The sequence below is a fragment of the Methylobacterium sp. 285MFTsu5.1 genome, assembly GCF_000383455.1.
Classification (GTDB): domain Bacteria; phylum Pseudomonadota; class Alphaproteobacteria; order Rhizobiales; family Beijerinckiaceae; genus Methylobacterium.
In genome coordinates, this window is the sequence record NZ_KB911279.1 from 143,074 (window position 1) to 169,954 (window position 26,881).

A 26,881-nucleotide genomic window follows, 5' to 3' on the forward strand; every position below is an offset into this window, starting at 1 on the left:
GGGCGCCACGCGCAAGGGGCGACGTCCGGCATCTTCTGTTCGCCGGACGCAGGGCCTAAGCCTGAGCGTGGCGCGAGAATTGCGCCCGGCGCGCCGCAACTTCGACGATTGGGATCCGGATGACATCTCGCCGCCTGATTGCCGCCGCCCTGGCGGGTACCGTGGCCCTGACGGGATCGGCCAGCGCCGAGAGCGTCCTGCGCATCGCCATGACGGCGAGCGACATTCCCACCACGACGGGCATGCCCAACAACGGCTTCGAGGGGATGCGCTTCCTCGGCTACCCGATCTTCGAGGGGCTGGTGCAGTGGGACCTCAAGAGCACCACCAAGCTCGCCGGCATCGTCCCGGCGCTGGCTGAGCGCTGGGAGCAGGACCCGAACGACAAGACGGTCTGGACCTTCCACCTGCGCCAGGGCGTGAAGTTCCACGACGGGACGCCGTTCAACGCCGACGCGGTGATCTGGAACCTCGACCGCTACTTCAAGAACGACAGCCCGCAATTCGAGCCGCAGGGCGCGGGCATCTCCCGGGCGCGGGCGCCGCTGGTCGGGAGCTACAGGAAGGTCGACGATTCGACCGTGCAGATCACCACCACCCAGGTCGCCTCGTACTTCCCCTACATGGTGGTCTACCTGCTCTTCACCTCGCCCGCCTCCTTCGAGAAGGCCGGGCGCGACTGGAGCAAGGTCGCGGCCCTGCCGGCGGCCGGCACCGGCCCGTTCAGGATCACCCGCGTCGCCCCGCGGGAGGCGGTCGATCTCGCCAAGTTCGACGGCTACTGGGACCCAAACCGGATGGCCAAGGTCGACAAGGTCCGGCTGCTGCCGATCCCGGAGGCCAATGCCCGCGTCGCCGCTTTGCGGGCCGGCCAGGTCGACTGGATCGAGGTGCCGGCGCCCGACGCGATCCCGTCGATGAAGCAGGCGGGCTTCACCATCACCACGGGCTCGTACCCGCATGTCTGGCCCTACTTCTTCAACATGGGCGCCAAGGACAGCCCGCTGAAGGACGTCCGCGTCCGGCAGGGCCTGAACTACTGCATCGACCGGGCCGGGATCGTGGAGCTCCTCAACGGCACCGCCGAGCCCGCGAGCGGGTGGCTGAACGACCGGGATCCGAATTTCGGCAGCCCGAAGAACCGCTACACCTTCGACGCCGCGAAGGGGAAGGCGCTGCTGGCCGAGGCCGGCTACACCGACAAGAAGCCGCTGAGCCTCAAGGTGATGATCTCCTCCTCCGGCTCGGGGCAGATGCTGCCGATGCCGATGAACGAGTACCTGCAGGAGAACCTGAAGCAGGCCTGCAACGTCGACCTGACCTTCAACGTGGTCGAGTGGCAGGTGCTGCTGAATGCCGGCCGCGCGCTCCCCGACGCGCCGACCCTCCAGGGCGCGATGGCGCTCAACGTCTCGTCGCCCTCGTCGGACCCGGCCGTCATGGCGCGCTACTTCGCGGGCGACCGGTTCCCGCCGGCCGGCTTCAACTTCCCCACCTGGAAGGACGACGCGTTCGACGCCGCCCTCAAGGCGCTCGCCGAGACCACCGACGCGAAGGTGATCGACGCCCAGACCAAGGTCGCTCACGAGCGCCTCGTGGACAATCCGCCCTGGCTGTTCGTCGTCCACGACCTCAACCCCCGCGGGATGTCCAAGAAGGTCCAGGGTTTCGTCTCGCCGCAATCCTGGTTCGTCGACCTCACCCTCGTCAGCGTGCAGTGACCCCATGCCCGACATCGATCCCGTACACGCCTCCGCGGCCGAGCTCGGCCGCGCGATCCAGGCGCGGACCCTCTCGCCGGTCGACGCCGTCGACGCTCTCCTCGGCCGGATCGACCGGCTGGAGCCGAAGCTCCAGGCCTTCACGGAGGTCTTCACCGCCGATGCCCGCCTCGCCGCCGAGGGGGCCGACCGGGCGATCCGGTCCGGCCACGCCGTGGGGCCGCTCCACGGCGTCCCGGTCGTGCTCAAGGACCTGATCGACCTGGAGGGCCGGATCACCATGGGCGGCTCGGCCGCCCACCGGGCGCGCCGGGCCGCGCGCACCGCGACGATCGCCCGGCGCCTCATCGGCCAGGGCATGATCGTGCTCGGCAAGACCCACACGGTGGAGTTCGCCTACGGCGGCTGGGGCACGAACCAGCATCTCGGCACGCCGTGGAATCCCTGGGATCCGGAGACGCCGCGCACCCCCGGCGGGTCGAGCAGCGGCACCGGCGTGTCGGTGGCGGCCCGCATGGCGCCCTGGGGCATCGGCACCGATACCGGCGGCTCGGTGCGCCTGCCGGCCTCCTTCTGCGGGCTGACGGGCCTCAAGGTGACGGTCGGGCGCGTCTCGACCTGGGGGATCGTGCCCCTCTCGATGACCCTCGACACGCCCGGACCGCTGGCCCGCACCGTGGAGGACACGGCGCTGCTCTACGAGGCGATCTCCGGCCCCGATCCCCGCGATCCGACGACCCGCGGGGTCGCGCCGGACGCGCCCTGGCCGGCGCTGAACCGCGGGGTCCGCGGCCTGCGCCTCGGCCGGATGCCGGCCTCGGAGCGGGACGGGGTCGCCCCCGACATGCTGGCCGCCTACGACGCGGCCCTCGACCTCCTGGCCCGGCAGGGCGCCGAGATCGTCGACGTCGTCCTGCCGTTCCGGTTCAGCGACTGCGTGGCCATGAGCCAGATCACCAACGCGGAGGCCTACTTCGTCAACGGGGATCTGGCGGAGGATCCGTCCGCCCAGCTCGGCGACGCCGTCCGGGCCCGGATCCTGGCCGGCGCGAACGTCTCGGCCCAGGAGTATCTCGGCACGCTCCACCGCCGGGCCACGATGAAGCAGCAGTACGACGCCGCTCTCGCGGGCATCGACGCCCTCCTGACGCCGACCACGGAGAGCGCGGCCGTCGCGCTCGACGCCGTCGACGAGGCGCACCTCCCGTCGCGCTTCACCCGTTTCGGCAACCTGCTCGATCTCTGCGCCCTGGCGCTGCCGAACGGCTTCACCGCGTCCGGGCTGCCGCTCTCGCTGCAGATCGTCTGCCGCGGCTACGAGGAGACGACGGCGCTGCGGATCGGACAGGCCTACCAGCGCGCGACCGACTGGCACCTGCGCCGGCCGCCGGTGTGAGACCCGCGGAGTCTCGGCGCTTCCGGCGTTCGGCAGCGGACCTGCCGACGCCCCCAGCCTGCGGAAGACCGCGGGCGATCCAGTGACGCGGAGACGGGATCCACGGCCCCGTCACGCCCGCCAGAAGGTCAACAGCCACCAGACGCCCGTCAGAACGAACCAGAGGAATCTCACACCTCTGATGAGTTCATTGATCCCGAGGTACTCCATGAGGAAGCCGCCCAGGCAGGCCACATAGATAAAGGCGATGACCGTGGCCGTGGCCGGCGTGAGGATCCCGAATCCCCAGACCGCGGCGACGACGGCGAGGCCGAACGCGCACAGGCCGAAGGCGAGAAGGACGGGATGCGCCGCGCACCACCGCGCCACCTGGTCGTTGTCTGCGGACACGTGCTGCATGTGCGCCCCCGAATCGATGACTGACATCGATCATACGGGCCGCGGCGTCCGGTCCTCGTGAGGACGCGCACAGGATCGGCGCGAGCCCGGCGGCGGATCCACATCCTGCATGCGGCGGTGCCGGAGCGCGGCAGCGTCAGGCTGCGCCGTTCGGGGACGGATCGATCACGCGGCCGGAACCTGCCCGGCCACGACGACGCCGAGCGTGTCGAGGAGCGACGACCGGGCACGGCTCACCCGGCTCTTAACGGTGCCGACCTGGCAGCCGAGCATGACAGCGGCCTCCTCGTAGGTGTGGCCCTCGGCACCCACCAGCAGCAGCGCCTGGCGCTGCGCGGAGGGCAGGTCGCCGAGACGCTCCCAGACGACCTTGAGCGTGCTGGCATCCTCCTGGTCGGACGGGCTGGTCATCTGGCCGGCATGCGTCCCGTCCACGTCCTCCACCTCCCGCCGCGTCTTGCGCAGGTCGGTGTAGAACTGGTTGCGCAGGATGGTGAACAGCCACGCGGTGAAGTTGGTGCCGGGCCGGAACCGCTGCTGGTTCGCCCAGGCCTTCACGAAGGTCTCCTGCACCAGGTCGTCGGCGCGGCTGACGTCGCCCACGAGCGACAGGGCGAAGGTGCGCAGGGCCGGCAGGGCCTTGATGATGTCGCCGCGGAAGTCGAAGGGGACCGTCTCGCCGTGCGCCGTGATCGCCGCCTCGAAGCGGGACACCAGGGCCGCGAGCTGCGCCGGCAGGGGCTCCAGTTCGACGACCTTGAAATACTCCCGGATCGGCAGGGCGAGGTGCTGGCCGATGGAAGCGGCGTAGCCGGCCCCGTCCCGGGTGCCCGCGCCTCCGTCTGGCCGGTCCGCAGCGTCCTCAGTCATGAACGTTTCCGCCTCCAACGCTGGTATACTGGAATAGCTCTAACGTCGGTAGCGGTGGAATCCTGAACCGATGCCAAACGCTCCCAATTGTGACAGGGAATTTAAGCATGGTGACCGGGGTGACAACGGCGGCCGGATCCGGGCCCCCGGGCTGGCAGCGGCGGGCCGGTCGATGCAGAGTGCGCAGCGTCAGGAGAGCGGGATGACCCACGATCACGCGCAGCACGCGCATGGCCACGACGATCACCACCACGATCATCACCACGGCAGCGACCTGTCGCCGGTCGAGGCCCGGGTGCGCGCCCTGGAATCGCTGCTGACCGAGAAGGGCTACGTCGACCCGGCGGCCCTCGATGCCCTGGTCGAGCTCTACGAGACCAAGGTCGGCCCCCACGCGGGGGCCCGGGTCGTGGCCCGGGCCTGGACCGACCCCGCCTTCCGGGCGCGGCTCCTGGCTGACGCCACGCCGGCCATCGCCGAGTTGGATATCGGCGGCCGCGGCGGCGAGCACATGGTGGTCGTCGAGAACACGCCGGAGATCCACAACCTCGTCGTCTGCACCCTGTGCTCCTGCTACCCGTGGCCGGTGCTCGGCCTGCCCCCGGTCTGGTACAAGGCGCCGCCTTACCGGGCGCGGGCGGTGATCGACCCGCGCGGCGTGCTCGCCGAGTTCGGCGTGACGCTGCCGGAAACCACCCGCATCACCGTCTGGGACTCGACGGCCGAGACCCGCTACATGGTCCTGCCGATGCGCCCGACCGAGACCGAGGGCTTCTCCGAGGAGGCCCTGGCCGCCCTCGTCACCCGCGATTCCATGATCGGTACGGGCCTGCCCAGGGCGATCCCGGTCGCGCCCGCGGAGATGCCGGTATGAACGGAGCCCAGGATCTCGGCGGGGCGCACGGCTTCGGGCCGGTGGTGCCGGAGCCGGACGAGCCGGTCTTCCACGCCGCGTGGGAGCGCCGCGTCTTCGCTCTGGCCATGGCCATGGGCTACACGGGCGCCTGGAACCTCGACGGCAGCCGGGCCAACCGCGAATCCCTGCCGCCGGCGGAATATCTCGCGTCGAGCTACTACGAGATCTGGCTCAGGGCGCTGGAGAAGCAGGTCGTCGGCACCGGGCTGGTGACGCCGGCCGAACTGGCGAGCGGCCGATCCGCGGAGAAGGCCAAGCCCGTCGCGCGGGTCCTGGCCCGCGAGGGCCTGGAGCAGCGCTTCCGGGCCGGCTTCCCGAGTAGCCGCGCCGCCGATGCCCCGGCGCGCTTCGCGGTCGGCGACGCCGTCCTGGCGCGCAACAGCCACCCGACCGGCCACACGCGGCTGCCCCGTTACGTGCGCGGCAAGCGCGGCCGGATCGTGCGCGTCGACGGGGTCTACGTCTTCCCCGACACCAACGCCTACGGGTCGGGTGAGAACCCGACCTGGCTCTACACGGTCGCCTTCACCGCGCAGGAGCTGTGGGGCGAGAGCGGCGACCCGGGCGGAGTCGTCACGGTGGCGGCCTTCGAACCGTACCTGGACCCCGCGTGACCGCGCCGTCGCCCAGCCCCTTCGCGGCGCCCTGGGAGGCGCAGGTCTTCGCCCTGGTGGTCTCCCTGCGCGAATCCGGGCTGTTCACGTGGTCGGAATGGACGGACCGCCTCGGCCGCCAGATCCGCCCCACCGAGGCCCCCGAGCAGGCGGCCGATTACGGCGCGTGGCTCGCGACGCTGGAAGCGCTCCTGGCCGAGCGGGGCGTGGCGGGGCCAGAGAGCGTCGCGGCGCGGACCGAGGCCTTCCTGCGGGCCGCGGAGGCCACGCCCCACGGCCAGCCGATCCGCCTGGAGAACGACCCGCTCTACCGGCCCTGAGCCCGCAGGCTGTCGAGCGGCACCGGCGCGGCGTGCGATCGGCCGCTCATCAACTGGTCGAGCAGGGCCAGAACCTCGGCCCGCCCGCAATTGCGGGCGGGCTCGAACGGCGTCCAGGTCTGGGTGAAGTCGAGGCGCTCGAACACGTCGCGGTAGCGGCGCAGCTCGCTCGGCGTGAGCGGCACCCCGCGCACGAAGGCCTTGTGGGCCGAGATCGTGGTGGCGCGTCGGAAATCCGCCGGGTCGAGCTCGAACTTCAGGGCGTCGCCGCAGAAGCAGATCTTTCGCCCACGGTCGTACAGGATCGCGTGGCCATCGAAATGGCCGGCGGTGCGGTGCAGCTCCAGCCCCGGCAGCGGCTCGAGGAAATCGTCGTAGGGCCAGCTCACTTGCAGCGCCGCGCTCCACGTGAAGTCGGCCGCCGGCAGGCACAGCTCCGGGTCGAACCGGTCCTGGAGCTGCGTCAGCGCCCCGTAGGAATGCGGGTGCGAGGCCGAGAGCACAGCCATCCCGCCGAGCCGCTCGATCTGGTCGAGGGCGGCCTCGCTGAAGACCGGGCAGCCCTCGAAGCCCATGTTTCCGTGCTCGGTCCGGATCAGATAGGCCGACGGCCCGATGCCGGAGACCGGCTCGTTCCAGAAGCGCCAGACGCCCGGCTCGAGTTCCTGCCAGTGGCAGGGAAAGGCCTCCTGCGCCTCGCGGGCGGTGCGGAAGCGCCAGCCGTCCTGCGGCACGACGTGGCGGGCGTCGAGGCACATCGGGCAGGCGGCCGGCACCTCGAAGTGCCGCTGCCAGAACCCGCAATTGTCGCAGGTGTAGGCGGGCAGCTTCAGGGCGCCCGCGAAGGGCAGATAGCCGGGCATCGTCTGGGACCTTCCTCGGGGCAGTGTCTATAAGATGGCCCCGGTTCAGCCGCCCTCTCCGTCATCGCGAGCGCAGCGAAGCGACACAGGGCAGCGCGACACCGGGGAGCGTAGCGCCGGCTGGATTGCTTCGCTCCGCTCGCAAAGACGGCGGCACGCCTATCAACCGGAACGGGTGTAACAGGCGGCGCGGTCGGTTACAGCCGTCAGGTCCGCCCGGGCAGGCGGCGCGCCGACCGGGCGGCGTGGACGGTGCCGGCGAGGCCGACGAGGGCCAAGCCGACGAGGCCGCCGACCACGACGTCGCGGGTGCGGCTCGTGACGAACTCGGCGCGGCTCGCCTTGGTCCGACCGGAGAAGCGCCCGTCGATCCCGGCCGGGCCGGGCACGGGGGCCTCGAGATTGCCCGCCATCTCGGGGATGGTCTCGTCGGAGAGCTGGGCCGACCACATGGAGGCGGCCTTGCGGTCGGCGAGCGCCGGCGCCAGCGCCTGGGCGGCCGCCATCATCACCGAGGACCGGCCGACCCAGACCTCCCGGCGCGGGTGCTCGACCGCGTACAGGATCGCGTCGGCGCAGAGCCGCGGGTCGAAGACCGGGTCCGGCGCGTACTGGCGGTGGCCGGTGCGGTTGCGCGCCCAGTTGAACTGCGGCGTGTTGACCGCCGGCAGGTAGATCACGCTGAGGCTGACATTGACCCGGTCGTGCAGCAGCTCGCAGCGCAGGGCGTCGGTGAAGCCCGAGACCGCGAACTTGGCCGCGCAGTAGGGCGCCTGCAGGGGCGCCGCCCGGATCGCGAGGCCCGACGAGACCTGGATGATCGCGCCGCGGTCGCGCCGCTTCATGTAACGCAGGGCGGCGAGCGTCCCGTAGACCTGGCTGAGATAGGTGGTCTCGGTCACCCGCCGGTACTCGTCCGGGGTGATTCGGTCGGCCGGGTTCACCACCGTCGACATGGCATTGTTCACCCACGCGCGGATCGGGCCGAGCTCGCGCTCGACCCGCTCGGCGGCCGCGTCCACGGCCTCCGGGTCGGCGACGTCGGCGCCGATCGCCAGCACCGGCTGGCCGTAGGCGGCGAGCGCCCGCTCGGCCGCGGAGAGACGGCCGGGATCCCGCGCGATCACTGCGACCGACCAGCCGCGCGCGGCGAATTCATGCGCGGTGGCGAGCCCGATTCCGGCCGTGCCCCCCGTAACGACCGCAACCCGTGCCATACCGACCTCATCCGCGACAGACCGAACCGGCAACACGGTGCAGCGCGCTCGGTTGCGCCGCCCGATTGGGCCGGAACGTCACGGGGATACCGATCGCGACGCCGATTTCGCGGACCGGGACGCAACGTCCGACCGCGGCCGCTGTTGACTGCCTGTACCGCGTCATGCCGAACCATCGAGGGTCGCAGCCATGCGCACTGGACGACGCTTCTCCCTCTTCTCGCTCCCGATCGATCCCTGGCCGCAGGCGTCCCTGGCCGAGCGGACCGCCGTCGGGATGGTCCTGACCGGCCTGCTGCTCGTGCCGGCCTGCGCGGTCGGGGCCGCGCTCCTCGTGTTCACGACGCTCGCGGCCCACGTGTACTGGTCCTACGATCTCGGCGCCTCCCTCCACGCTTTCATCGCCCGGCATGCCGGGGCCGCCGTCGCGCGGCGCGGCCGGCTCGTCCACAAGGCCTGACGCGCGGGAGCGGATCCACGGCCGGGCGGCGTTGAGCCGTGCCGGTCCACACAGCCCGGCCGCGCGGCCCCCGCGATCCCTGTGCGTTCGCCTCGGTCCGATTTGACCTGACGGTCTCTCGTGGGCCAGTCAGGTTCGGAACCGAGAGATCGCCATGTTCCGTACCCTGATGTCTGCGCGGCGCTTCGCGCCGCTGTTCTGGTGCCAGTTCTTCTCGGCGTTCAACGACAATTTCCTGAAGAACGCGCTCGCCTTCCTGATCCTGTTCGGGATCGGCGGCCAGGCGGACGCCCATGCCGGCGTCCTTGTGACGCTCGCGAGCGCCGTGTTCATCGGGCCGTTCTTCATCCTGTCGGGTCTCGGCGGCCAGTGGGCCGACCGCTACGACAAGGCGCTGATGGCGCGGCGGCTCAAGTTCGCCGAGATCTTCGCGGCCGGCACCGCCGTGCTCGGCTTCCTCCTGCACTCGATCCCGGTTCTGTTCGTGGCGCTCGGCCTGTTCGGCACGATCGCGGCGCTGTTCGGCCCGATCAAGTACGGGATCCTGCCAGACCATCTCCGGCGCGAGGAGCTGCCCGCCGGCAACGCCCTCGTGGAGGCGGCGACCTTCCTGGCGATCCTGCTCGGCACGATCGCGGCCGGCGCGGCCTCGGCGATGGGCGGCTCGGGACTCGTGTTCGGCGTCCTGGTGATGGGCTTCGCCGTCCTGTGCTGGCTCTCGGCCCGGATGATCCCGGCGACCGGCGAGGGCGCCCCGGACCTGCGCGTCGACCCGAACGTCGCCCGCTCGACCTACGCGCTGCTGCGCGACCTCTGGGCCGACACGCGGCTGTGGCGCGGCTCGCTCACGGTGAGCTGGTTCTGGCTGGTCGGCGTGGTGGTGCTGTCGCTGCTGCCGGTACTGGTGCGCGGCGCCTTCAACGGCACCGAGACGGTGATCACGCTGCTGCTGGCGCTGTTCTCGATCGGCATCGCGGTCGGCTCCGGCCTCGCCTCGTGGCTCGCCAGCGGCCGGATCGTGCTGCTGCCGACGCCGGTCGGCGCGGTGCTGATGGGCCTGTTCGGCCTCGACCTCGCCTGGACGGTCGGCCACCTGCCGGCGCCGCCCGCGGAGCCGATCGGCCCCCTCGGCTTCCTGCAGACCGGCCACGGCCTGCGCACCGGGATCGACTTCCTCGGTCTCGCGATCTCCGGCGGCCTCTACATCGTCCCGTCCTTCGCGGCCGTGCAGGCCTGGGCCGAGAAGGCGATGCGCGCCCGGATCATCGGCGCGGTCAACGTCATGACGGCAGCCTTCATGGTCGCCGGCACCCTGGCGCTCGCGGCGCTGCAGGGCGCGGGCCTCACGATCGCGAGCCTCCTCGCGGTGGTGGCGGTGCTGAACCTGATCGTCGGCGCGCTCGTGTTCGCGACCCTGCCGACGAGCCCGTTCCGCGATTTCCTGTCGATCCTGTTCCGGGCCTTCTACCGGCTGGAGGTCCGAGGCTTCGACAACCTCGCGGCGGCCGGCCCGAACGCCATCATCGCCCTCAACCACGTCTCGTTCCTCGACGCGCCGCTCGCGCTGTCGCTCCTCGAGCAGGAGCCGGTCTTCGCCATCGATAGCGGGATCGCGCAGCGCTGGTGGGTGCGCCCGTTCCTGCGCATCACCAAGGCGATGCCGCTCGACCCGACCCGGCCGCTCGCCACCCGGACGCTGATCAACGCGGTCAAGAGCGGCGAGACCCTGATCATCTTCCCCGAGGGCCGGCTCACGGTCACCGGCAGCCTGATGAAGGTCTACGACGGCGCCGGGCTGATCGCCGACAAGTCGGGCGCGATGGTCGTCCCGGTGAAGCTCGACGGCCTGGAGCGCACCGTCTTCTCGCGGCTGTCGCGCGGGCAGGTGCGCCGCCGCTGGTGGCCCAAGGTGACCGTGACGGTGATGCCGCCGGTGCGGCTGACCGTGGACCCCGCGCTCAAGGGCAAGGCGCGGCGGCAGGCGGCGGGCGCCGCCCTCTACGGGATCATGTCGGACCTCGTGTTCCGCACCGCCGATATCGACCGCGGCCTGATGGCGGCGCTGATCGAGGCGGGCGAGCGCCACGGCTGGGGCCGCAACGCCCTGGAGGATCCGGTCGGCGGCCGCCTCAGCTACAGCCGGCTCGTGATGGGCGCCAACATCCTCGGCCGCAAGCTGATGCCGCTGGCGCCCGTGGGCGGCCGGATCGGCGTCATGCTGCCGAACGCCAACGGCGCCGCGGTGACGCTGTTCGCCCTCGCCTCCGCGGGCCGGGTGCCGGCGATGATCAATTTCTCCGCTGGCCCCGCCAACGTGCTCTCGGCCTGCCGGGCCGCGGAGGTCAGCAAGATCCTGACCTCCCGGGCCTTCATCGAGAAGGGGCGGCTGGGGTCGCTCGTGGAGGCGATCCGCGGCTCGGTCGAGTTGATCTACCTGGAGGACGTGCGGGCCGGCATCACGACGGGGGACAAGATCCGCGGCCTCCTGGCGCCGCGCCGCCCCCTGGTGGCGCGCGCCGGCGAGGATCCGGGGGCGGTGCTGTTCACCTCGGGCAGCGAGGGCACGCCGAAGGGCGTGGTGCTCGCCAACCGCTGCATGCTCGCCAACGTGGCGCAGGTGGCGGCCCGGATCGATTTCGGCCCGATGGACAAGGTGTTCAACGTCCTGCCGGTGTTCCACGCCTTCGGGCTCACCGCCGGGCTGGTCCTGCCCCTGGTCTCGGGGGTGCCGGTCTACCTCTATCCGTCGCCGCTGCACTACCGGATCGTGCCGGAGCTGATCTACGGCTCGAACAGCACCGTCCTGTTCGGGACCGACACGTTCCTCACGGGCTACGCCCGGTCGGCCCATTCCTACGACCTGCGCTCCCTGCGCTACGTCGTGGCCGGCGCCGAGGCCGTGAAGGAGACCACCCGGAAGACCTGGGCGGAGAAGTTCGGGCTGCGCATCCTGGAGGGCTACGGCGTCACCGAGTGCGGGCCGGTTGTCGCCCTCAACACGCCGATGTTCAACCGGTTCGGCACGGTCGGGCGGATCCTGCCCGGCATCGAGACCCGCCTCGAGCCGGTGCCGGGGATCGACGAGGGCGGCCGCCTGTCCCTGCGCGGGCCGAACATCATGCTGGGCTACCTGCGCGCCGAGAAGCCCGGCGTGCTGGAGCCGCCGCCGGGCGGCTGGCACGACACCGGCGACATCGTGGCGATCGACCCGATGGGCTTCGTCACCATCAAGGGTCGGGCCAAGCGCTTCGCGAAGATCGCCGGCGAGATGGTGTCGCTCGCCGGCATCGAGACGCTGGCCGCCGAACTGTGGCCCGACCGTCCGAGCGCGGTGGCGGCGGTGCCGGACGCCCGCAAGGGCGAGCGGCTGATCCTGTTCACGCAGGAGAAGGGCGCGACCCGGGCCGCCTACCAGAGCTTCGCCAAGGGCCGCGGCGCCTCCGACGTCGCGATCCCCGCCGAGGTGGTGGTGCTGGACGCGATCCCGATGCTCGGCACCGGCAAGGTCGACCAAGTGGCCGTCACGAAGCTCGCGCTGGAGCGGGCGAAGGAGAACGCGGCGGCCTGACGGTCGCGGCCGGGCCTCCCGCGTCACCCAAACGGGGGATGCGGTGCTCCCCGGGATCCGCTCGTATCGTGAATACAGCCGTGATTCGAACCGCTTGACGCGTTCGGGGCGCGGGTCTGAGGGGGACTCGGTACGCAACGGCGAGGGACAGATCATGCGGAAGGGCAGGCGAGTTCCGGCTTGGCTGGCGAGGCGGACCTACTTCAAGCGGATCGAGCGCTGGGCGAAGCCCGGCAAGGCGCGCAAGGCGGCGCAGCCCCCTGAGACACCGGCAGCCGCGATGCCCTCCAACGTCGTGCCGTTCCCGATCCGGATGAATCGGCCGGATCGACCCGCCTTCGAGGACCTGCGGGGCGTCGGCACGGCCTAGAGGCCGGCTCCGCCGGGGGCTTGCCGGGCGCGCGGGAACACGGGATCCTGCGCCGTCGGAGCCGAGACCGGGAGGATGCGTGCCGCACGACGGGTCGGATCCGCGCGCGTCGGCGCCTCCCCGGAAGCGGGCGAGGGGCCTGCGCGCGGCGCTCGGGGCGACGGCGCTCGGTCTCGGCCTCCTGGGGGCCGGCACTGCCGCGCTCTGGCGCTACGCCGACGCGCTACCGCCCCTCGACCTGGCCGCGGCCGAATCACGCTCGACGGTGGTGCTGGATCGGTCCGGCACGCTGCTGCGCCCCTTCGCGACCGCGGACGGGCGCTGGCGCCTGCCGGTCACCGCGGAGGCGGTCGATCCGCGCTACCGGGCGATGCTGCTCGCCTACGAGGATCGCCGCTTCGCCGCGCATCCCGGCATCGACCCGGCCGCGGTGCTGCGCGCCGCCGGCCAGTGGCTGACGCGCGGCCGCATCGTGTCCGGCGCCTCCACCCTGTCGATGCAGGTGGCGCGCCTCGTCGAGCCGCGGCGCGAGCGGTCGCTCGAGGCCAAGCTCCGCCAGATGGTGCGGGCGGTCGCGCTGGAGCGGCGCCTCGGCAAGGCCGGGCTGCTCGACCTCTACCTGGCGCTGGCCCCCTACGGCGGCCCGCTGGAGGGCGTGCGCGCGGCGAGCGTCGCGTATTTCGGGCGCGAGCCGGTCCGGCTGACCGCCGCGCAGGCGGCCCTGCTCGTCGCCCTGCCGCAATCGCCTGAGACCCGCCGTCCGGACAGGTTCCCCGAGCGCGCCCGCGCCGCCCGCGACCGGGTCCTGGCGGTGGCCGTCGCGCGGGGCATCCTCACGACGGCGGAGGCCGAGGCCGCCCGGGCCGAGCCGGTGCCGACGACGCGCAAGCCGTTCCCGATGCTCGCGGCGCACGCCGCCGAGGAGGCGGTGGCGGCCGATCCCGGTGCCGCCACGATCCGCCTCGCGATCGACGGGCGCCTGCAGGAGCGGCTGGAAACCCTGGCGGCCGAGCGCGCCGCCGCCGCCGGCCCGGACCTCTCGGCCGCGATCCTCGTCCTCGACAACCGCGACGGCCGGGTGCTCGCTCAGGTCGGCAGCGCCGGCTACTTGGACCCCGCCCGGCGCGGCGCCATCGACATGACCCTGGCGGTGCGCTCGCCCGGCTCCGCGCTGAAGCCCTTCGTCTACGCCATGGCCTTCGCGGACGGTCTCGCGCATCCCGAGACCCTGCTGGAGGATCGCCCGGCGCGCTTCTCGGCGAGCTACGCGCCGGAGAATTTCGACCTGACCTTCCAGGGCACGGTCACGGCCCGGCGGGCCCTGCAGCTCTCGCTGAACGTGCCGGCGGTCGAGCTGATGGACGCGGTCGGTCCCGCCCGCTTCATCGCCCGGCTGCGCGCCGCCGGGGCCGGGATCCAGCTCCCGCGGGAGGCGGCCCCGGGGCTGCCGGTCGCGCTGGGCGGCCTCGGCATCACGGTCACCGACCTCGCCCGGCTCTACGCGGGGCTCGCCCGCGGCGGCGCGGTTCCGGACCTGCTGCGCCGCGCCGACGGGGTCGCGGCCGAATCCCGGCACCGCGTCGCCGAGCCCGTGGCGTCTTGGTACGTCGCCGACATCCTGCGCGGGACACCGCCACCGGAGAACGCACTGCCGAACCGCATCGCCTACAAGACCGGCACCTCCTACGGGTACCGCGACGCCTGGGCCGCCGGCTTCGACCGCCACGCGACGATCGTCGTCTGGGCCGGGCGCCCGGACGGCGCCGCGGTGCCGGGGCTCGTGGGCCGCACCGTCGCGGCGCCGATCCTGTTCGACGCCTTCGCGCGCCTCGGGATCGAGCCCGAGCCGGTCCCCCAGCCGCGGGACGCGCTGGTGGTCGGGACGGCGGGCCTGCCGCCGCCGCTGCGGCACCTGCGGCGCGAGGCGGCCGAGGCGGCGGGACCGGCGCTGCGGATCGCCTATCCGCCGGACGGGGCGCGGATCGATCTCGGCCTCGCGGTGGACCGGCACGGCGCCGCGGCGGGCGGCCCGGGTCTCGCCCTCAAGGCCCTGGGCGGCGTGCCGCCGCTCACCTGGCTGGTCGACGGTCAGCCGGTCGTGCAGACGCCGCGGCGGAAGGCCGAGTGGGCCCCGGGGGGCGCGGGCTTCGCGCGGATCTCGGTCCTGGACGCGACCGGCGCCAGCGACAGCGTGTCCGTCCGCCTCGAGTGAGCCGACGGCGGGTTTCCTCGGCTCAGCGGCCGATCCCGAGGCCGCGCTGGGCGCCGGCCGGGCCGCGCGCCTCGCAGGATTCCAGCGCCGCGGCGAGGCGCGTCGCGCTGGCCGCGGACCCGTAAGACAGGCTGAGGACGGTGGAGAGGATCCCGACGCTCACGAGCACGCCGAGCGCGGCCGCGCCGAGCAGCACGGCGGCGATCAGCCGGTTGCGCCGCAGATCGGCCGTGAGCGCCTGAATGAGGTCCCGGTTGTGTTCGGCGAGACCGTTCCGCGCCGCCACCAGCTCGTTGTACATGTTCGTGATGGCGTTGGTGGACATGTACACCAGCAGCAGGTGGACGACGAAGTCGTCGTCCGTCGTGGTGTTGAGAGCGGCCGCGATCCGCACGGCGAGCTGACGCTCCCAGGGCTGGAGATCGCGGCCGTGGACCGACCGGTAGAACCGCTCGAGGTTGGTCACGGCCGGAGGGCATCCCGCCACGCCGCGTGAAAGTTGCGCCGCAGGCGGCGGCCCTCGACCCGCAGGCGCATCGGCGCGCTGTTCGCCAAGGCCTGCCAGGTCGTGTTCTGCACCCGCAGGGCCTCGATCAGCCGCTCGCCGATCCGCTCGATCTCGATGACGCGAAAGTTCGACTGCTTCCGCAGGGATCGCACGAGGTCGGACGATTCGAGATAGTCGAAATTGGTCGCCTGGGCGGTGTTCTTCGCCAGGATCGCCCGGTCGCACTCGATCAGCATGGGCCGGAGCTCGCGCAGGACCTCCAGGGCTGTGGGATCCACCGCGCCGGCCGCGACGACCACGGCGAGGCGGACATTCGCCTCCCGGCAGCTCTCCACGATGATCTCGGTGCACCGACGGGTCGTCTCGGTGTCGCCGGCCGGGAAGTCGACCACGACGAGGCGCTCGGCCGCCTCGGTCACGCGCTCGATCAGGTCCTGGCACAGGGTCGGGTCGACGCGGCCCGTGCTGTCCTCGGCGCGCAGCCGCTGCCGGATGGCGGTGATACCGGGACGGCGCGGGACGAAGTTGTCGCTGCCGGGCGTGGTCTCCTGCATGAGCGCCGTGTGGAAGTGCCGGTTGGCCGGGTCGGTGTCGATCGCCAGCACCGGACCGACCTCCGCGCAGAGATCGGCCACCTGGAGGGCGATGGTCGTCTTGCCGACGCCGCCCTTGCCGCCGAGGCAGAGCACGAGAACCTTCGCGGCGGCGCCCAGGAGATCGCGCTGGATGTCCTGGATCTCGTCCGGGCTGTACCAGGCCGGAACCTTGCTCTGCGTCGTGTCGGTCATGCGGTGTCTCCTTGCTGATACGCGCGGGGTGGCCGCCGGACGCGCGCTCCGCGCGCGGCACCGGGCTGCGGGATCTCGGGGGTTCACGGGCTCGGGCCGGGCCGCACGGCCCGCGTGGGCGGGACGCGGCGCGCGCCGGCTCGACGGCGCGCCCGGGATGCCGGTCGCATCACGCGCGGGATCCGGTCGTGCACGGGTCGCCAGAGGCGCGGCCGCCTCGTGCTCGAGGCCCGGATGCGGACGGCCGACGCTCGGGTTCCGCGATGACGTCCGTCGCCACGATCTGCACTCCGTTGCTGGACCCGCTTCGCCGACGGCTCCGGCCGCAAGTCTTCCTCGCCGCGGCCGAGGGCCATGCATGATCATGCTCGGACCTATGGAGGACGCAAGCCTCGAAAAATCGGATCTCTTCTCGACGAATGCTCTAGAATGAGATCGTTAATGAAAATTTATATTTATAAAATATGCAATTATGAGCGAAGTACGACTATTATATCTGGATGAACACACAACATCCCGGACATCGTCCGCAATTCGATCGATTCGGCCGGCCGGAATCCGCGCGGGTCACCTGGGATGCGGGCCTTGCCCGGCCCTGTCGGCGGTGACCCGGTCGTCACCGCGCCGCGGCGAGGGGCGCGAACACGTCGATGATGCCGTTCACCAGGATCTGGGTCCCGACGCATAGGAGCAGGAAGGCGAAGAGGCGGCCCATCACCCGGGCGCGGGCCGGGCCGATGAAGGCGACGACCCGGTCGGCGGAGGCGTAGAGAACCGCGACCGTGGCGGCGACCGCGAGGGCTGCCAGCGTGACGCCGATGTAGAAACCGAAGCGCTCCGCGTAGGCCTCCGGCCGGTTGGCCCCCAGGGTGATGGCGACCGCGATCGTCCCCGGCCCGGTGGTGAACGGGAGCGTCAGGGGGAAGAAGGCGATGTCGGAGAGGGGGCCGGGCGCCGGGTCGCCCGGCGGCTCCGCGGGGGCCGGGCCGCGGCCCGCCGACCCGGAGGCCTCGGCCTGCTTGCGCGCCTCCCGGGCCTCGGGCCGGTTCAGCTGGGTCCAGGCCGACGACATGACCACGAGGCCGCCGGCGATGCGCAGCGCACCCAGGGTGACGCCGAAGAAGTTCAGGATCGGCGTGCCCGCCCAGAGGGCGCCGAGCATCACCAGGGCGGCGTAGACGCCGATCCGGCGCGACAGCAGCACGCGCTCGGCGTGGCTGAAGGCGCCCGCCACCTGCGCGAAGATGAAGGCGCCCCCGACCGGGTTCACGATCGAGAACAGCGCGGACAGGGCGAGCAGGAACTGCTGGGTGGTGAAGTCGAGGCTCATCGGGGTCAACCCGGGGAGGGGGCCGGCACCAGCACCCGGGCCGGCGCGAGGCGGCGGGCGCGCCGCACCTGCTGGACGGCCACCGGCCGGTACAGCTGCTTCGTCGCGTCGACCACGTGCAGGCCCGCGAAGGGCAGGGACAGGCCGGTGCCGATCCACTCCCAGGCGGGCCCGGTGCGCAGCATCAGGCGCGAGCGGGCCGGCGGCATGTACAGGGTCTCGGCCCAGCTCACCGGCGAGAACAGCGTGTCGCGCATGAGCCGCCCGAGCTGCGAGCGGCTGTAGGGCTGGCCGTGGCCGAAGGGCGTCGCCTCCCGGCGGGCCCAGACGCCCCGGCGGTTCGGCACCACGAGGATCATGCGACCGCCCGGTGTCAGGGTGCGCCAGACCTCCTGCAGCAGCTCCGTCGGGCTCTCCACCGATTCGAGGGCGTGGACCAGGATGACCCGGTCGATGGCGGCCTCCGGCAGCGGCATCATGGTGGGATCGGCGAGCGCCGCGCAGGAGCGCCCGGTGCCCGGCCAGTTCACCACGCCCTGCGAGGCCGGCATGAAGGCGAGGGTGCGCTCGGCGATGCAGTGGACCGGCCCGAGATACGGCGTCGCGTAGCCGATCCCGAGGACGCGCAGCCCCGAGACCGAGCCGAGGAAGTCGTGGAGCGCGCGGCCGACCACGCGGTGCGTCGTGCGGCCCAGAGGGCTGGCGTAGAAGGCCCGCAAGCCGTTGACGTCGAGGCGCATGGAGGGACAGGAGATCGCGGACGGAACGGTCGTCGTAACCAATGGTGAGCCGCGCGCCGCGCGGCAAGCGCCGGAGGAACCTCGCCGGACCATCACCTGTTCACGGCAACAGATTTCGCGCCGCTTCGCGCCCGTTCGCGTTCTTGGGAGACCCCGTCCGATGGCCGCCGAGACCGAGATTCGCACCTTCCTCTGCCGCAGCGACAACATCGGCGTGCTGATCCGCGATCCGCAGACCGGCGCCTGCGCGGCGATCGACGTGCCGGAGGCCGGACCGGTCCTCCGGGCCCTCGACGAGACCGGCTGGCGGCTGACCGACATCCTCGTGACCCACCGGCACGCCGACCATGTCGAGGGTATCCCGGAGGTGAAGCGGGCGACCGGTGCCCGTGTGGTCGCCCCCGCCAGGGCCGGCGACGCGGTCCCGCAGGTGGACGTGACCGTGCGGGAGGGCGACACGGTCACGGTCGGCAGCCTCGGGGCGCAGGTCTGGGAGACGCCGGGCCACTGCGCCGACCACGTGACCTACTGGTTCGCGGAAGCCGGCCTCGTCTGCGCCGGCGACACCCTGTTCACCCTCGGCTGCGGGCGCGTGATGGAGAGCCCGCCCGAGACCCTCTACCGCTCCCTGCGGCGCTTCGACGACCTGCCCGACGCGACGCGGGTCTTCAGCGGCCACGACTACGTACTCTCCAACGCGCGCTTCGCCCAGGCGGCCGATCCGGACAACCCGGAGCTGAGGAAGCGCCTCGCCGAGGCCGAGCGCGCCCAGGCGGAGGGGCGGTTCCTCATCCCGTCGACCATGGGTGCGGAGCGAGCGACAAACCCGTTCCTGCGCAGCGGGCAGCCGGCCCTGGCGCGATCCGTCGACCTTCCGCCGGAAAGCGATCCCGAGTCGGTGTTCGTCGCCTTACGGGCGTGGAAGAACCGCTTCTGACGCAGGTGATAACGAGAAAAATTTGTTGCCTTCTCAAGGCAAACTGACACATAGGGGTGTTTAAGCGGTCCTAATCCGCTCAGGTAACCGGGCTCCCGGGGGGAAGCCGTAACGTCAACGCGAAGCGCCGGGACGCTTCAGCCGGTATGATGGGGGTCCGTCTCGCCCTACCACCTGTCCACTTCCCGCCTTCCGCTTCCTTTCCTCAAGCCAGAGTCCGACGGGTCCAAGGAGGAGGCGCTCAGCGCCAAGGCCAAGATCACCGTCGCCGACGCCGAATCCGGCACACTCCGCGAGAGCGGTGAGGCGGCCAGTCCCGCCCGCCCGCGGGCGCCGGTCGCGGCCGACGTGCGGCTCCTCGGGATCGCCACCGAGCACCTCTCGCGGCTCGGGCCCAAGCGCGTGACCGTCGTGGCCGTCGCCGCCGAGGCCGGCATGACGCACGCGAACGTGTACCGCTACTTCCCGTCGAAGGACGCGCTCCTCGACGCGGTGGCGGGCCGCTGGCTGCGCGAGGTCGAAGCCCGGCTCGCCGGCATCGCCGACGCGCCCGATCCCGCCGACGACAAGATCGAGCGCCTCCTGACCGCCCTCGCGACGGTCCAGCGGGACGCCCTGTTCGACGAGCCGAACCTGTTCGCGGTCCATCTCGACGCCACCGTCTCGGCACGGCCGATCGCCCGGCGGCACCGCGTGCGGCTGCGCAGCCTCGTCGAGCGCGTGGTCGAGGAGGGCATCACCTCCGGGATCTTCTCGGCCCGGGACCGGGAACGGGCGATCGCCTACATCTTCGACGCGAGCTACCGCTTCACGCATCCGCTGGCGATCCAGCACGATGCCGAGGTGCCGCGCGACCTGATCGAGGCCCGGTTCGGGGCCGTCATCCACGCGATCCAGCGGGTCCTGCGCTCCGGCATCCTCTGATCCTACGCGTACCCACAGGCTCTCTCGAAGGCCCGGACAGACCGTCCGGGCCTTCGTATTTCGTGCGCCCTCCCGCGCCGCACGCCGCCCGCCGCGACCCGAAATGACAGGATTCCAGATCTGTCATCGCGGCTTCGCGGCCGTCCCGCGCCAGGGTGCACTGCACCTAAAACACTCGCGACGTTGACGTTTCGGAGGCACCGTCGGGACGCTCGAGGGCGATCCGATGGCCCGGACGCGCCGCCCGCGCGGCCCTCATCGGGTTGAAGCCACGGTGCTTTTCGGCCACACAGCCGCGCAGATTTCAGAGTGGCGAATCCGGCCTCGGACCCTGACGGACGAGCGGCTCCGGCCTCGCGCAACGCATCACCGAAGTCGAACGCAGCGGAGACACATCCGACATGGCTCGCAACAAGATCGCGCTCATCGGCGCCGGCCAGATCGGCGGCACCCTGGCCCTTCTGGCCGGCCTCAAGGATCTGGGGGACGTGGTGCTGTTCGACATCGTCGACGGCGTGCCGCAGGGCAAGGCGCTGGACATCGCCGAGGCCGCCCCGGTCGAGGGCTTCGACGCGACCTACGCGGGTGCCAGCGACTACGCCGCCATCAAGGGCGCCGACGTGGTGATCGTGACCGCCGGCGTGCCGCGCAAGCCCGGCATGAGCCGCGACGACCTGATCGGCATCAACCTCAAGGTCATGCAGGCCGTCGGCGAGGGCATCAAGACCCACGCGCCGGACGCCTTCGTGATCTGCATCACCAACCCGCTCGACGCCATGGTGTGGGCGCTGCAGAAGTTCTCGGGCGTCCCGACCAACAAGATCGTCGGCATGGCCGGCGTGCTGGATTCGGCGCGCTTCCGCCACTTCCTCGCCGAGGAGTTCAAGGTGTCGGTGGAGGACGTCACGGCCTTCGTGCTCGGCGGCCACGGCGACGACATGGTGCCGCTGACCCGCTACTCGACGGTGGCGGGCGTGCCGCTGACCGACCTCGTCAAGCTCGGCTGGACCACCCAGGAGAAGCTCGACGCCATGGTCGACCGCACCCGCAAGGGCGGCGGCGAGATCGTCAACCTGCTCAAGACCGGCTCGGCCTTCTACGCGCCCGCCGCCTCCGCCATCGCCATGGCCGAGAGCTACCTGCGCGACAAGAAGCGGGTCCTGCCCTGCGCCGCCTACCTCGACGGCCAGTACGGCGTGACGGGCATGTTCATCGGCGTGCCGATCGTGATCGGTGCCAACGGCGTGGAGCGCGTGCTCGAGGTGACCTTCGACGCGGCCGAGAAGACCATGTTCGACAAGTCGGTCGCCTCGGTGACGGGACTCATCGAGGCCTGCAAGGGCGTCGACAGCAGCCTCGCCTGACCGGTAAGCGGATACCGGGCAGCGCGTAGCGGGTCGGAGATTCGAATCTCGATCACTCGATTTCTCTACGCGCCGCCCGCTGCCACCTATTCGCTCCTCCTTACGAGGCTCCGATGAATATCCACGAATATCAGGCCAAGGCCGTGCTGAAGGAGTTCGGCCTGCCCGTCTCCCGCGGCGTGGCCATCTTCAACCCGTCGGAGGCCGAGGCCGCCGCCAAGGAGCTCGGCGGCCCCGTCTGGGTCGTGAAGAGCCAGATCCACGCGGGCGGCCGCGGCAAGGGCACCTTCAAGGGCGCGCCCGAGGGCGCCAAGGGCGGCGTGCGCGTCACCAAGTCGATCGACGAGGTCAAGCAGTTCGCCGGCGAGATGCTCGGCCAGACGCTGGTGACCATCCAGACCGGCCCGGCCGGCAAGCAGGTCAACCGCCTCTACATCGAGGAAGGCGCCCAGATCGCCGAGGAGTTCTACCTCTCGATGCTGGTCGACCGCGCCACGGGCGGCGTCGCCTTCGTGGTCTCCACCGAGGGTGGCATGGACATCGAGGCGGTCGCCCACGACACGCCCGAGAAGATCCACACGATCGCGGTCGACCCGGCCACCGGCGTGATGCCCCACCACGGCCGCGCCGTCGCCAAGGCGCTGGGCCTGTCGGGCGCCCAGGCCAAGGAAGCGGCCGCGCTGACCGAGAAGCTCTACGCGGCCTTCGTGGCCAAGGACATGAGCCTCCTGGAGATCAACCCGCTGGTGCTGACCGCCGACGGGCACCTCAAGTGCCTCGACGCCAAGATGGCCTTCGATTCGAACGCCCTCTACCGGCACGCGGACATCATGGCGCTTCGCGACGAGACCGAGGAGGACGCCAAGGAGATCGAGGCGTCCAAGTACGACCTCGCCTACATCGCGCTCGACGGCACGATCGGCTGCATGGTCAACGGCGCCGGCCTCGCCATGGCGACACTCGACATCATCAAGCTCTACGGCGAGGAGCCGGCGAACTTCCTCGATGTCGGCGGCGGCGCCTCGGAGGAGAAGGTCACGGCGGCGTTCAAGATCATCACCGCCGACCCGAACGTGAAGGGGATCCTCGTCAACATCTTCGGCGGGATCATGAAGTGCGACGTGATCGCCAACGGCGTGATCGCGGCCGTGAAGGCGGTGGGCCTGCAGGTGCCGCTGGTGGTGCGCCTCGAGGGCACCAACGTCGAGCAGGGCAAGGCCATCATCCGCAATTCCGGCCTCAACGTCATCCCGGCGGACGACCTCGACGACGCCGCCCAGAAGATCGTCGCCGCCGTGAAGGGAGCCTGATCATGTCGGTGATGATCGACGCCAACACCAAGGTCATCTGCCAGGGCTTCACCGGCAAGAACGGGACCTTCCACTCCGAGCAGGCCATCGCCTACGGCACCAAGATGGTCGGCGGCACGAGCCCCGGTAAGGGCGGCTCCAGCCATCTCGGCCTGCCGGTCTTCGACACGGTCGCGGAGGCGCGCGAGGCCACCGGCGCCGAGGCCTCGGTGGTCTACGTGCCGCCGCCCGGCGCTGCCGACGCGATCTGCGAGGCGATCAGCGCCGAGGTGCCGCTGATCGTCTGCATCACGGAGGGCATCCCGGTGCTCGACATGGTGCGGGTGAAGCGGGCGCTGACGGGCTCGAAGTCGCGCCTCGTCGGGCCGAACTGCCCCGGCATCGTCACCGCCGGCGAGTCGAAGATCGGCATCATGCCGGCCAACATCTTCCGGCCCGGCTCGGTCGGCATCGTGTCCCGCTCGGGCACGCTGACCTACGAGGCGGTGTTCCAGACCTCCAATGCCGGCCTCGGCCAGACCACGGCGGTGGGCATCGGCGGCGACCCGGTGAAGGGCACAGAGTTCATCGACGTGCTGGAGCTGTTCCTCGCCGACCCGAAGACCGAGTCGATCGTGATGATCGGCGAGATCGGCGGCTCGGCCGAGGAGGAGGCGGCGCAGTTCCTCAAGGACGAGGCCAAGCGCGGGCGCAAGAAGCCGATGGTCGGTTTCATCGCCGGCCGCACGGCGCCTCCGGGCCGCCGCATGGGCCATGCCGGCGCGATCATCTCGGGCGGCAAGGGCGGCGCCGAGGACAAGATCGCCGCCATGGAGGCCGCGGGCATCCGCGTGTCGCCGTCGCCGGCCCGGCTGGGCTCGACGCTCGTCGAGGTGCTGAAGGGCTAAAGGCCCGCGCGCCTGCGTCGCGGCCATCGCAGGGCCGCGACGCCCATATCGGGCGTGCAGACGATCTCAGCGGGGCGGTCACCCGCCCCGTTTCGGTTCGAGGGCGCTCCGCCGCGCTGACGGGGAGCCCGGAGGGCAGGGGAGCCTGCCCGCGCGATCAGGATGGACGCACCATGGCACGCCAGGACGTGAACGAAGCGCTCCTCGAAACCTCGTTCCTGTACGGCGCCAACGCCGCCTACATCGAGGAATTGCAGGCGGCCTACGCCCGTAACCCGTCCTCGGTGGATCCGGAGTGGCAGACCTTCTTCAAGGGGCTCGGCGAGGACGAGACCCTGGTCGAGAAGAACGCCGCCGGCGCCTCCTGGGAGAAGCCGCACTGGCCGGTGCCGCTCAACGGCGAGCTGGTCTCGGCGCTCGACGGCAACTGGGGCGCCCTGGAGAAGGCGATCGGCGACAAGATCGTCGCGCGGGAAGCCAAGGAGCCCAAGCCCGGCAAGCCGCAGGACAGCGTCACCGCCACCACCGGCGTGTCGGTGGAGCAGGCGACCAAGGATTCGGTGCGGGCGATCATGCTGATCCGCTCCTACCGGATGCGCGGCCACCTGCACGCCAAGCTGGACCCGCTGGGGCTCGCGCCGCGGGGCGACCACGAGGAGCTGCACCCGCAGCATTACGGCTTCACCGAGGAGGCCGACTGGGACCGTCCGATCTTCCTCGACAACGTCCTCGGCCTGCAGTTCGGCACGATCCGCGAGATCGTCGGCATCCTGGAGCGGACCTACTGCCAGACGCTCGGCGTCGAGTTCATGCACATCTCGGATCCGGCCGAGAAGGCGTGGATCCAGGAGCGCATCGAGGGCAAGGACAAGGAGATCTCCTTCACCCCCGAGGGGCGCCGCGCGATCCTCAACAAGCTGATCGAGGCCGAGGGCTTCGAGAAGTTCCTCGACCTCAAGTACACCGGCACCAAGCGCTTCGGCCTCGACGGCAGCGAGGCGATGATCCCGGCGCTGGAGCAGATCATCAAGCGCGGCGGCGCGCTGGGCGTGCGCGAGATCGTGCTCGGCATGGCCCATCGCGGCCGGCTCAACGTGCTCACCAACGTGATGGCCAAGCCCTTCCGGGCGGTGTTCCACGAGTTCAAGGGCGGCTCGGCCTCCCCGGCCGAGGTCGAGGGCTCGGGCGACGTGAAGTACCACCTGGGCGCGTCCTCGGACCGCGCCTTCGACGGCAACAACGTCCACCTGTCGCTCACCGCCAACCCGTCCCACCTCGAGATCGTCGACCCGGTGGTGCTCGGCAAGGTCCGCGCCAAGCAGGACCAATGGGCCAAGCCCAACATCGAGCGCCGCACGGTGCTGCCGCTCCTGATCCACGGCGACGCCGCCTTCGCGGGCCAGGGCGTGGTGGCGGAGTGCTTCGGCCTGTCGGGCCTGAAGGGCCACCGCACCGGCGGCTCGGTGCACTTCATCATCAACAACCAGATCGGCTTCACGACCGATCCGCGCTTCTCGCGCTCCTCGCCCTACCCGTCCGACGTCGCCAAGATGGTCGAGGCGCCGATCTTCCACTGCAACGGCGACGATCCGGAAGCCGTCACCTTCGCCGCCAAGGTCGCGGTCGAGTACCGGCAGAAGTTCGGCAAGCCGGTCGTGATCGACATGCTGTGCTACCGCCGCTTCGGCCACAACGAGGGCGACGAGCCGGCCTTCACACAGCCGAAGATGTACCAGCGGATCCGCAAGCATCCCTCGGTGCTGGAGAGCTACGGCCGCAAGCTCGTCGAGAACGGCTCGGTCACCCAGGAGGCGCTCGACGCCCGCAAGGCCGAGTTCCGCGGGATGCTCGACAGCGAGCTCGACGTCGCCAACAACTACAAGGCCAACAAGGCCGACTGGCTCGACGGCCGCTGGTCCGGCGTGAAGGCCGTGCACGAGGACGTGGACGACCCGCGCCGCGGCCGCACCGCCGTGCCGGCCGGGACCCTGCAGGAGATCGGGCGCAGGATCACGCAGGCGCCGCCCGGCTTCCACCTGCACCGCACGATCCAGCGCTTCATGGACAACCGCGCCAAGGCGGTGGAGACGGGGGTCGGCATCGACTGGGCGACCGCCGAGGCCCTGGCCTTCGGGGCGACGCTCCTCGACGGCAACCGGGTCCGCCTGTCGGGTCAGGACGTGGAGCGCGGCACGTTCTCGCAGCGCCACGCGGTGGTGATCGACCAGGAGAACGAGCAGCGCTTCACGCCGCTCAACGCCATCCGCGAGGGGCAGGCCGCGATCGAGATCATCAACTCGATGCTCTCCGAGGAAGCGGTGCTCGGCTTCGAGTACGGCTACTCGCTCGCCGAGCCGAACGCCCTGGTCCTCTGGGAAGCCCAGTTCGGCGACTTCGCCAACGGCGCCCAGGTGGTGATCGACCAGTTCATCGCGTCCGGCGAGCGCAAGTGGCTGCGCATGTCGGGCCTCGTGCTGCTGCTGCCGCACGGCTACGAGGGCCAGGGGCCCGAGCACTCCTCGGCCCGCCTGGAGCGCTACCTCCAGGCCTGCGCCGAGGACAACATGCAGGTCGCCAACGTCACGACGCCGGCGAACTACTTCCACATCCTGCGCCGGCAGCTGAAGCGCGACTTCCGCAAGCCGCTGGTGCTGATGACGCCGAAGTCGCTGCTGCGCCACAAGCGCGCCGTGTCGAACCTCGACGCGCTCGCCGAGGGCTCGACCTTCCACCGCGTCCTCTGGGACGACGCCGAGGAGGAGGGCGCGCAGAACAAGCTCGTGCGCGACGACAAGATCCGCCGCGTCGTGCTGTGCTCCGGCAAGGTCTACTACGACCTGCTGGAGGAGCGGGAGAAGCGCGGCCTCAACGACATCTACCTGATGCGCGTCGAGCAGCTCTACCCGTTCCCCCTGAAGGCGCTGGCCAACGAGATGGCCCGGTTCCGCAACGCCGACGTGATCTGGTGCCAGGAGGAGCCCAAGAACATGGGCGCCTGGTCCTTCGTCGAGCCCTACCTCGAGTGGGTGCTCGGCCAGGCCGGCTCCGCGGTGAAGCGCGCCCGCTACGTCGGCCGTCCGGCCTCCGCCTCCACGGCGGTCGGCCAGATGTCGAAGCACCAAGCGCAGCTCCAGGCCTTCCTCAACGAGGCCCTGGCGGTCTGATCG

Annotated in this window: 23 protein-coding genes; 15 read left to right on the plus strand and 8 right to left on the minus strand. The window is 71.2% G+C overall.

Annotated features, from left to right (window positions below; translation table 11 throughout):
* The first annotated feature begins 119 nt into the window (after positions 1 to 119).
* Together H288_RS0116610 and H288_RS0116615 are read left to right on the plus strand one after the other, a co-directional pair.
* Positions 120 to 1,721 carry an ABC transporter substrate-binding protein gene (locus H288_RS0116610; protein WP_020093707.1) on the plus strand — a complete coding sequence of 534 codons (1,602 nt, stop codon included), beginning with the start codon at positions 120 to 122 and terminating at the stop codon, positions 1,719 to 1,721.
* A gap of 4 nt (positions 1,722 to 1,725) precedes the next feature.
* A complete protein-coding gene (locus H288_RS0116615; RefSeq protein WP_020093708.1) occupies positions 1,726 to 3,117 on the plus strand; it encodes an amidase in 1,392 nt (463 codons plus the stop codon).
* A 111-nt stretch (positions 3,118 to 3,228) separates the two neighbouring features.
* On the opposite strand, the gene H288_RS0116620 is transcribed toward H288_RS0116615, so the two are convergent.
* Positions 3,229 to 3,516 carry a hypothetical protein gene (locus H288_RS0116620; protein WP_106735923.1) on the minus strand — a complete coding sequence of 96 codons (288 nt, stop codon included), beginning with the start codon at positions 3,514 to 3,516 and terminating at the stop codon, positions 3,229 to 3,231.
* Between the two features lie 165 nt (positions 3,517 to 3,681).
* Entirely contained in the window at positions 3,682 to 4,386 is a 705-nt protein-coding gene (locus H288_RS0116625) for a sigma-70 family RNA polymerase sigma factor (RefSeq protein ID WP_020093710.1), read from the minus strand.
* Between the two features lie 202 nt (positions 4,387 to 4,588).
* On the opposite strand from H288_RS0116625, the gene nthA reads away from it, so the two are divergent.
* Genes nthA through H288_RS0116640 form a run of 3 tightly spaced genes read left to right on the plus strand, consistent with a single transcriptional unit; the run spans position 4,589 to position 6,236 of the window.
* Entirely contained in the window at positions 4,589 to 5,260 is a 672-nt protein-coding gene (nthA, locus tag H288_RS0116630; RefSeq protein WP_020093711.1) for a nitrile hydratase subunit alpha, read from the plus strand.
* A complete protein-coding gene (nthB, locus tag H288_RS0116635) occupies positions 5,257 to 5,916 on the plus strand; it encodes a nitrile hydratase subunit beta (protein WP_020093712.1) in 660 nt (219 codons plus the stop codon). The genes nthA and nthB overlap by 4 nt, the downstream gene beginning before the upstream one ends.
* On the plus strand, positions 5,913 to 6,236 hold the full coding sequence (locus H288_RS0116640) for a nitrile hydratase accessory protein (RefSeq protein ID WP_020093713.1): 324 nt from the start codon (positions 5,913 to 5,915) through the stop codon (positions 6,234 to 6,236). Before nthB ends, H288_RS0116640 begins: the two co-directional genes overlap by 4 nt.
* On the opposite strand, the gene H288_RS0116645 is transcribed toward H288_RS0116640, so the two are convergent.
* Positions 6,224 to 7,099: an MBL fold metallo-hydrolase gene (locus H288_RS0116645; RefSeq protein WP_020093714.1), complete on the minus strand. Its 876-nt coding sequence runs from the start codon at positions 7,097 to 7,099 to the stop codon at positions 6,224 to 6,226. The genes H288_RS0116640 and H288_RS0116645 overlap by 13 nt on opposite strands.
* A gap of 206 nt (positions 7,100 to 7,305) precedes the next feature.
* Positions 7,306 to 8,316, minus strand: a complete 1,011-nt coding sequence (locus H288_RS0116650) for an SDR family oxidoreductase (protein ID WP_020093715.1) — start codon at positions 8,314 to 8,316, stop codon at positions 7,306 to 7,308.
* A gap of 190 nt (positions 8,317 to 8,506) precedes the next feature.
* Here H288_RS0116650 and H288_RS0116655 point away from each other — a divergent pair, with 190 nt between their 5' ends.
* The 4 genes from H288_RS0116655 to pbpC all read left to right on the plus strand — a co-directional run bounded on the left by H288_RS0116655 (position 8,507) and on the right by pbpC (position 14,926).
* A complete protein-coding gene (locus H288_RS0116655; protein ID WP_020093716.1) occupies positions 8,507 to 8,776 on the plus strand; it encodes a hypothetical protein in 270 nt (89 codons plus the stop codon).
* Between the two features lie 154 nt (positions 8,777 to 8,930).
* Positions 8,931 to 12,344, plus strand: coding sequence for an acyl-[ACP]--phospholipid O-acyltransferase (locus H288_RS0116660; protein ID WP_020093717.1), 3,414 nt, complete (start codon positions 8,931 to 8,933; stop codon positions 12,342 to 12,344).
* Positions 12,345 to 12,498: 154 nt separating this feature from the next.
* Complete coding sequence (locus tag H288_RS0116665) at positions 12,499 to 12,714, plus strand: hypothetical protein (protein WP_020093718.1); 216 nt, start codon at positions 12,499 to 12,501, stop codon at positions 12,712 to 12,714.
* Positions 12,715 to 12,853: 139 nt separating this feature from the next.
* Positions 12,854 to 14,926: a penicillin-binding protein 1C gene (gene pbpC, locus H288_RS0116670; protein WP_234083025.1), complete on the plus strand. Its 2,073-nt coding sequence runs from the start codon at positions 12,854 to 12,856 to the stop codon at positions 14,924 to 14,926.
* Between the two features lie 22 nt (positions 14,927 to 14,948).
* Here the strand turns inward: pbpC and H288_RS0116675 are convergent, their stop codons facing one another.
* From H288_RS0116675 to H288_RS0116690, 4 genes are all read right to left on the minus strand, one after another.
* On the minus strand, positions 14,949 to 15,392 hold the full coding sequence (locus H288_RS0116675; protein WP_020093720.1) for a hypothetical protein: 444 nt from the start codon (positions 15,390 to 15,392) through the stop codon (positions 14,949 to 14,951).
* On the minus strand, positions 15,389 to 16,222 hold the full coding sequence (locus H288_RS0116680; RefSeq protein WP_020093721.1) for an ArsA-related P-loop ATPase: 834 nt from the start codon (positions 16,220 to 16,222) through the stop codon (positions 15,389 to 15,391). Before H288_RS0116680 ends, H288_RS0116675 begins: the two co-directional genes overlap by 4 nt.
* Positions 16,223 to 16,838: 616 nt before the next feature.
* The gene (locus H288_RS0116685; RefSeq protein WP_020093722.1) at positions 16,839 to 17,552 is read right to left on the minus strand and encodes a MarC family protein; all 714 of its coding nucleotides are present in this window, start codon (positions 17,550 to 17,552) and stop codon (positions 16,839 to 16,841) included.
* Positions 17,553 to 17,557: 5 nt separating this feature from the next.
* Complete coding sequence (locus H288_RS0116690) at positions 17,558 to 18,292, minus strand: methyltransferase domain-containing protein (RefSeq protein WP_020093723.1); 735 nt, start codon at positions 18,290 to 18,292, stop codon at positions 17,558 to 17,560.
* A gap of 160 nt (positions 18,293 to 18,452) precedes the next feature.
* Between H288_RS0116690 and gloB the strand changes: the two genes are divergently transcribed.
* From gloB to H288_RS0116720, 6 genes are all read left to right on the plus strand, one after another.
* A complete protein-coding gene (gene gloB / locus H288_RS0116695) occupies positions 18,453 to 19,229 on the plus strand; it encodes a hydroxyacylglutathione hydrolase (protein WP_020093724.1) in 777 nt (258 codons plus the stop codon).
* A gap of 348 nt (positions 19,230 to 19,577) precedes the next feature.
* The gene (locus H288_RS0116700) at positions 19,578 to 20,153 is read left to right on the plus strand and encodes a TetR family transcriptional regulator (RefSeq protein ID WP_012317921.1); all 576 of its coding nucleotides are present in this window, start codon (positions 19,578 to 19,580) and stop codon (positions 20,151 to 20,153) included.
* A 401-nt stretch (positions 20,154 to 20,554) separates the two neighbouring features.
* Entirely contained in the window at positions 20,555 to 21,517 is a 963-nt protein-coding gene (gene mdh, locus H288_RS0116705; RefSeq protein ID WP_020093725.1) for a malate dehydrogenase, read from the plus strand.
* Between the two features lie 113 nt (positions 21,518 to 21,630).
* A complete protein-coding gene (sucC, locus tag H288_RS0116710; RefSeq protein ID WP_020093726.1) occupies positions 21,631 to 22,827 on the plus strand; it encodes an ADP-forming succinate--CoA ligase subunit beta in 1,197 nt (398 codons plus the stop codon).
* A 2-nt stretch (positions 22,828 to 22,829) separates the two neighbouring features.
* On the plus strand, positions 22,830 to 23,714 hold the full coding sequence (gene sucD / locus H288_RS0116715; RefSeq protein ID WP_010685286.1) for a succinate--CoA ligase subunit alpha: 885 nt from the start codon (positions 22,830 to 22,832) through the stop codon (positions 23,712 to 23,714).
* Positions 23,715 to 23,887: 173 nt separating this feature from the next.
* Complete coding sequence (locus H288_RS0116720) at positions 23,888 to 26,878, plus strand: 2-oxoglutarate dehydrogenase E1 component (protein ID WP_020093727.1); 2,991 nt, start codon at positions 23,888 to 23,890, stop codon at positions 26,876 to 26,878.
* Positions 26,879 to 26,881 lie beyond the last annotated feature (3 nt).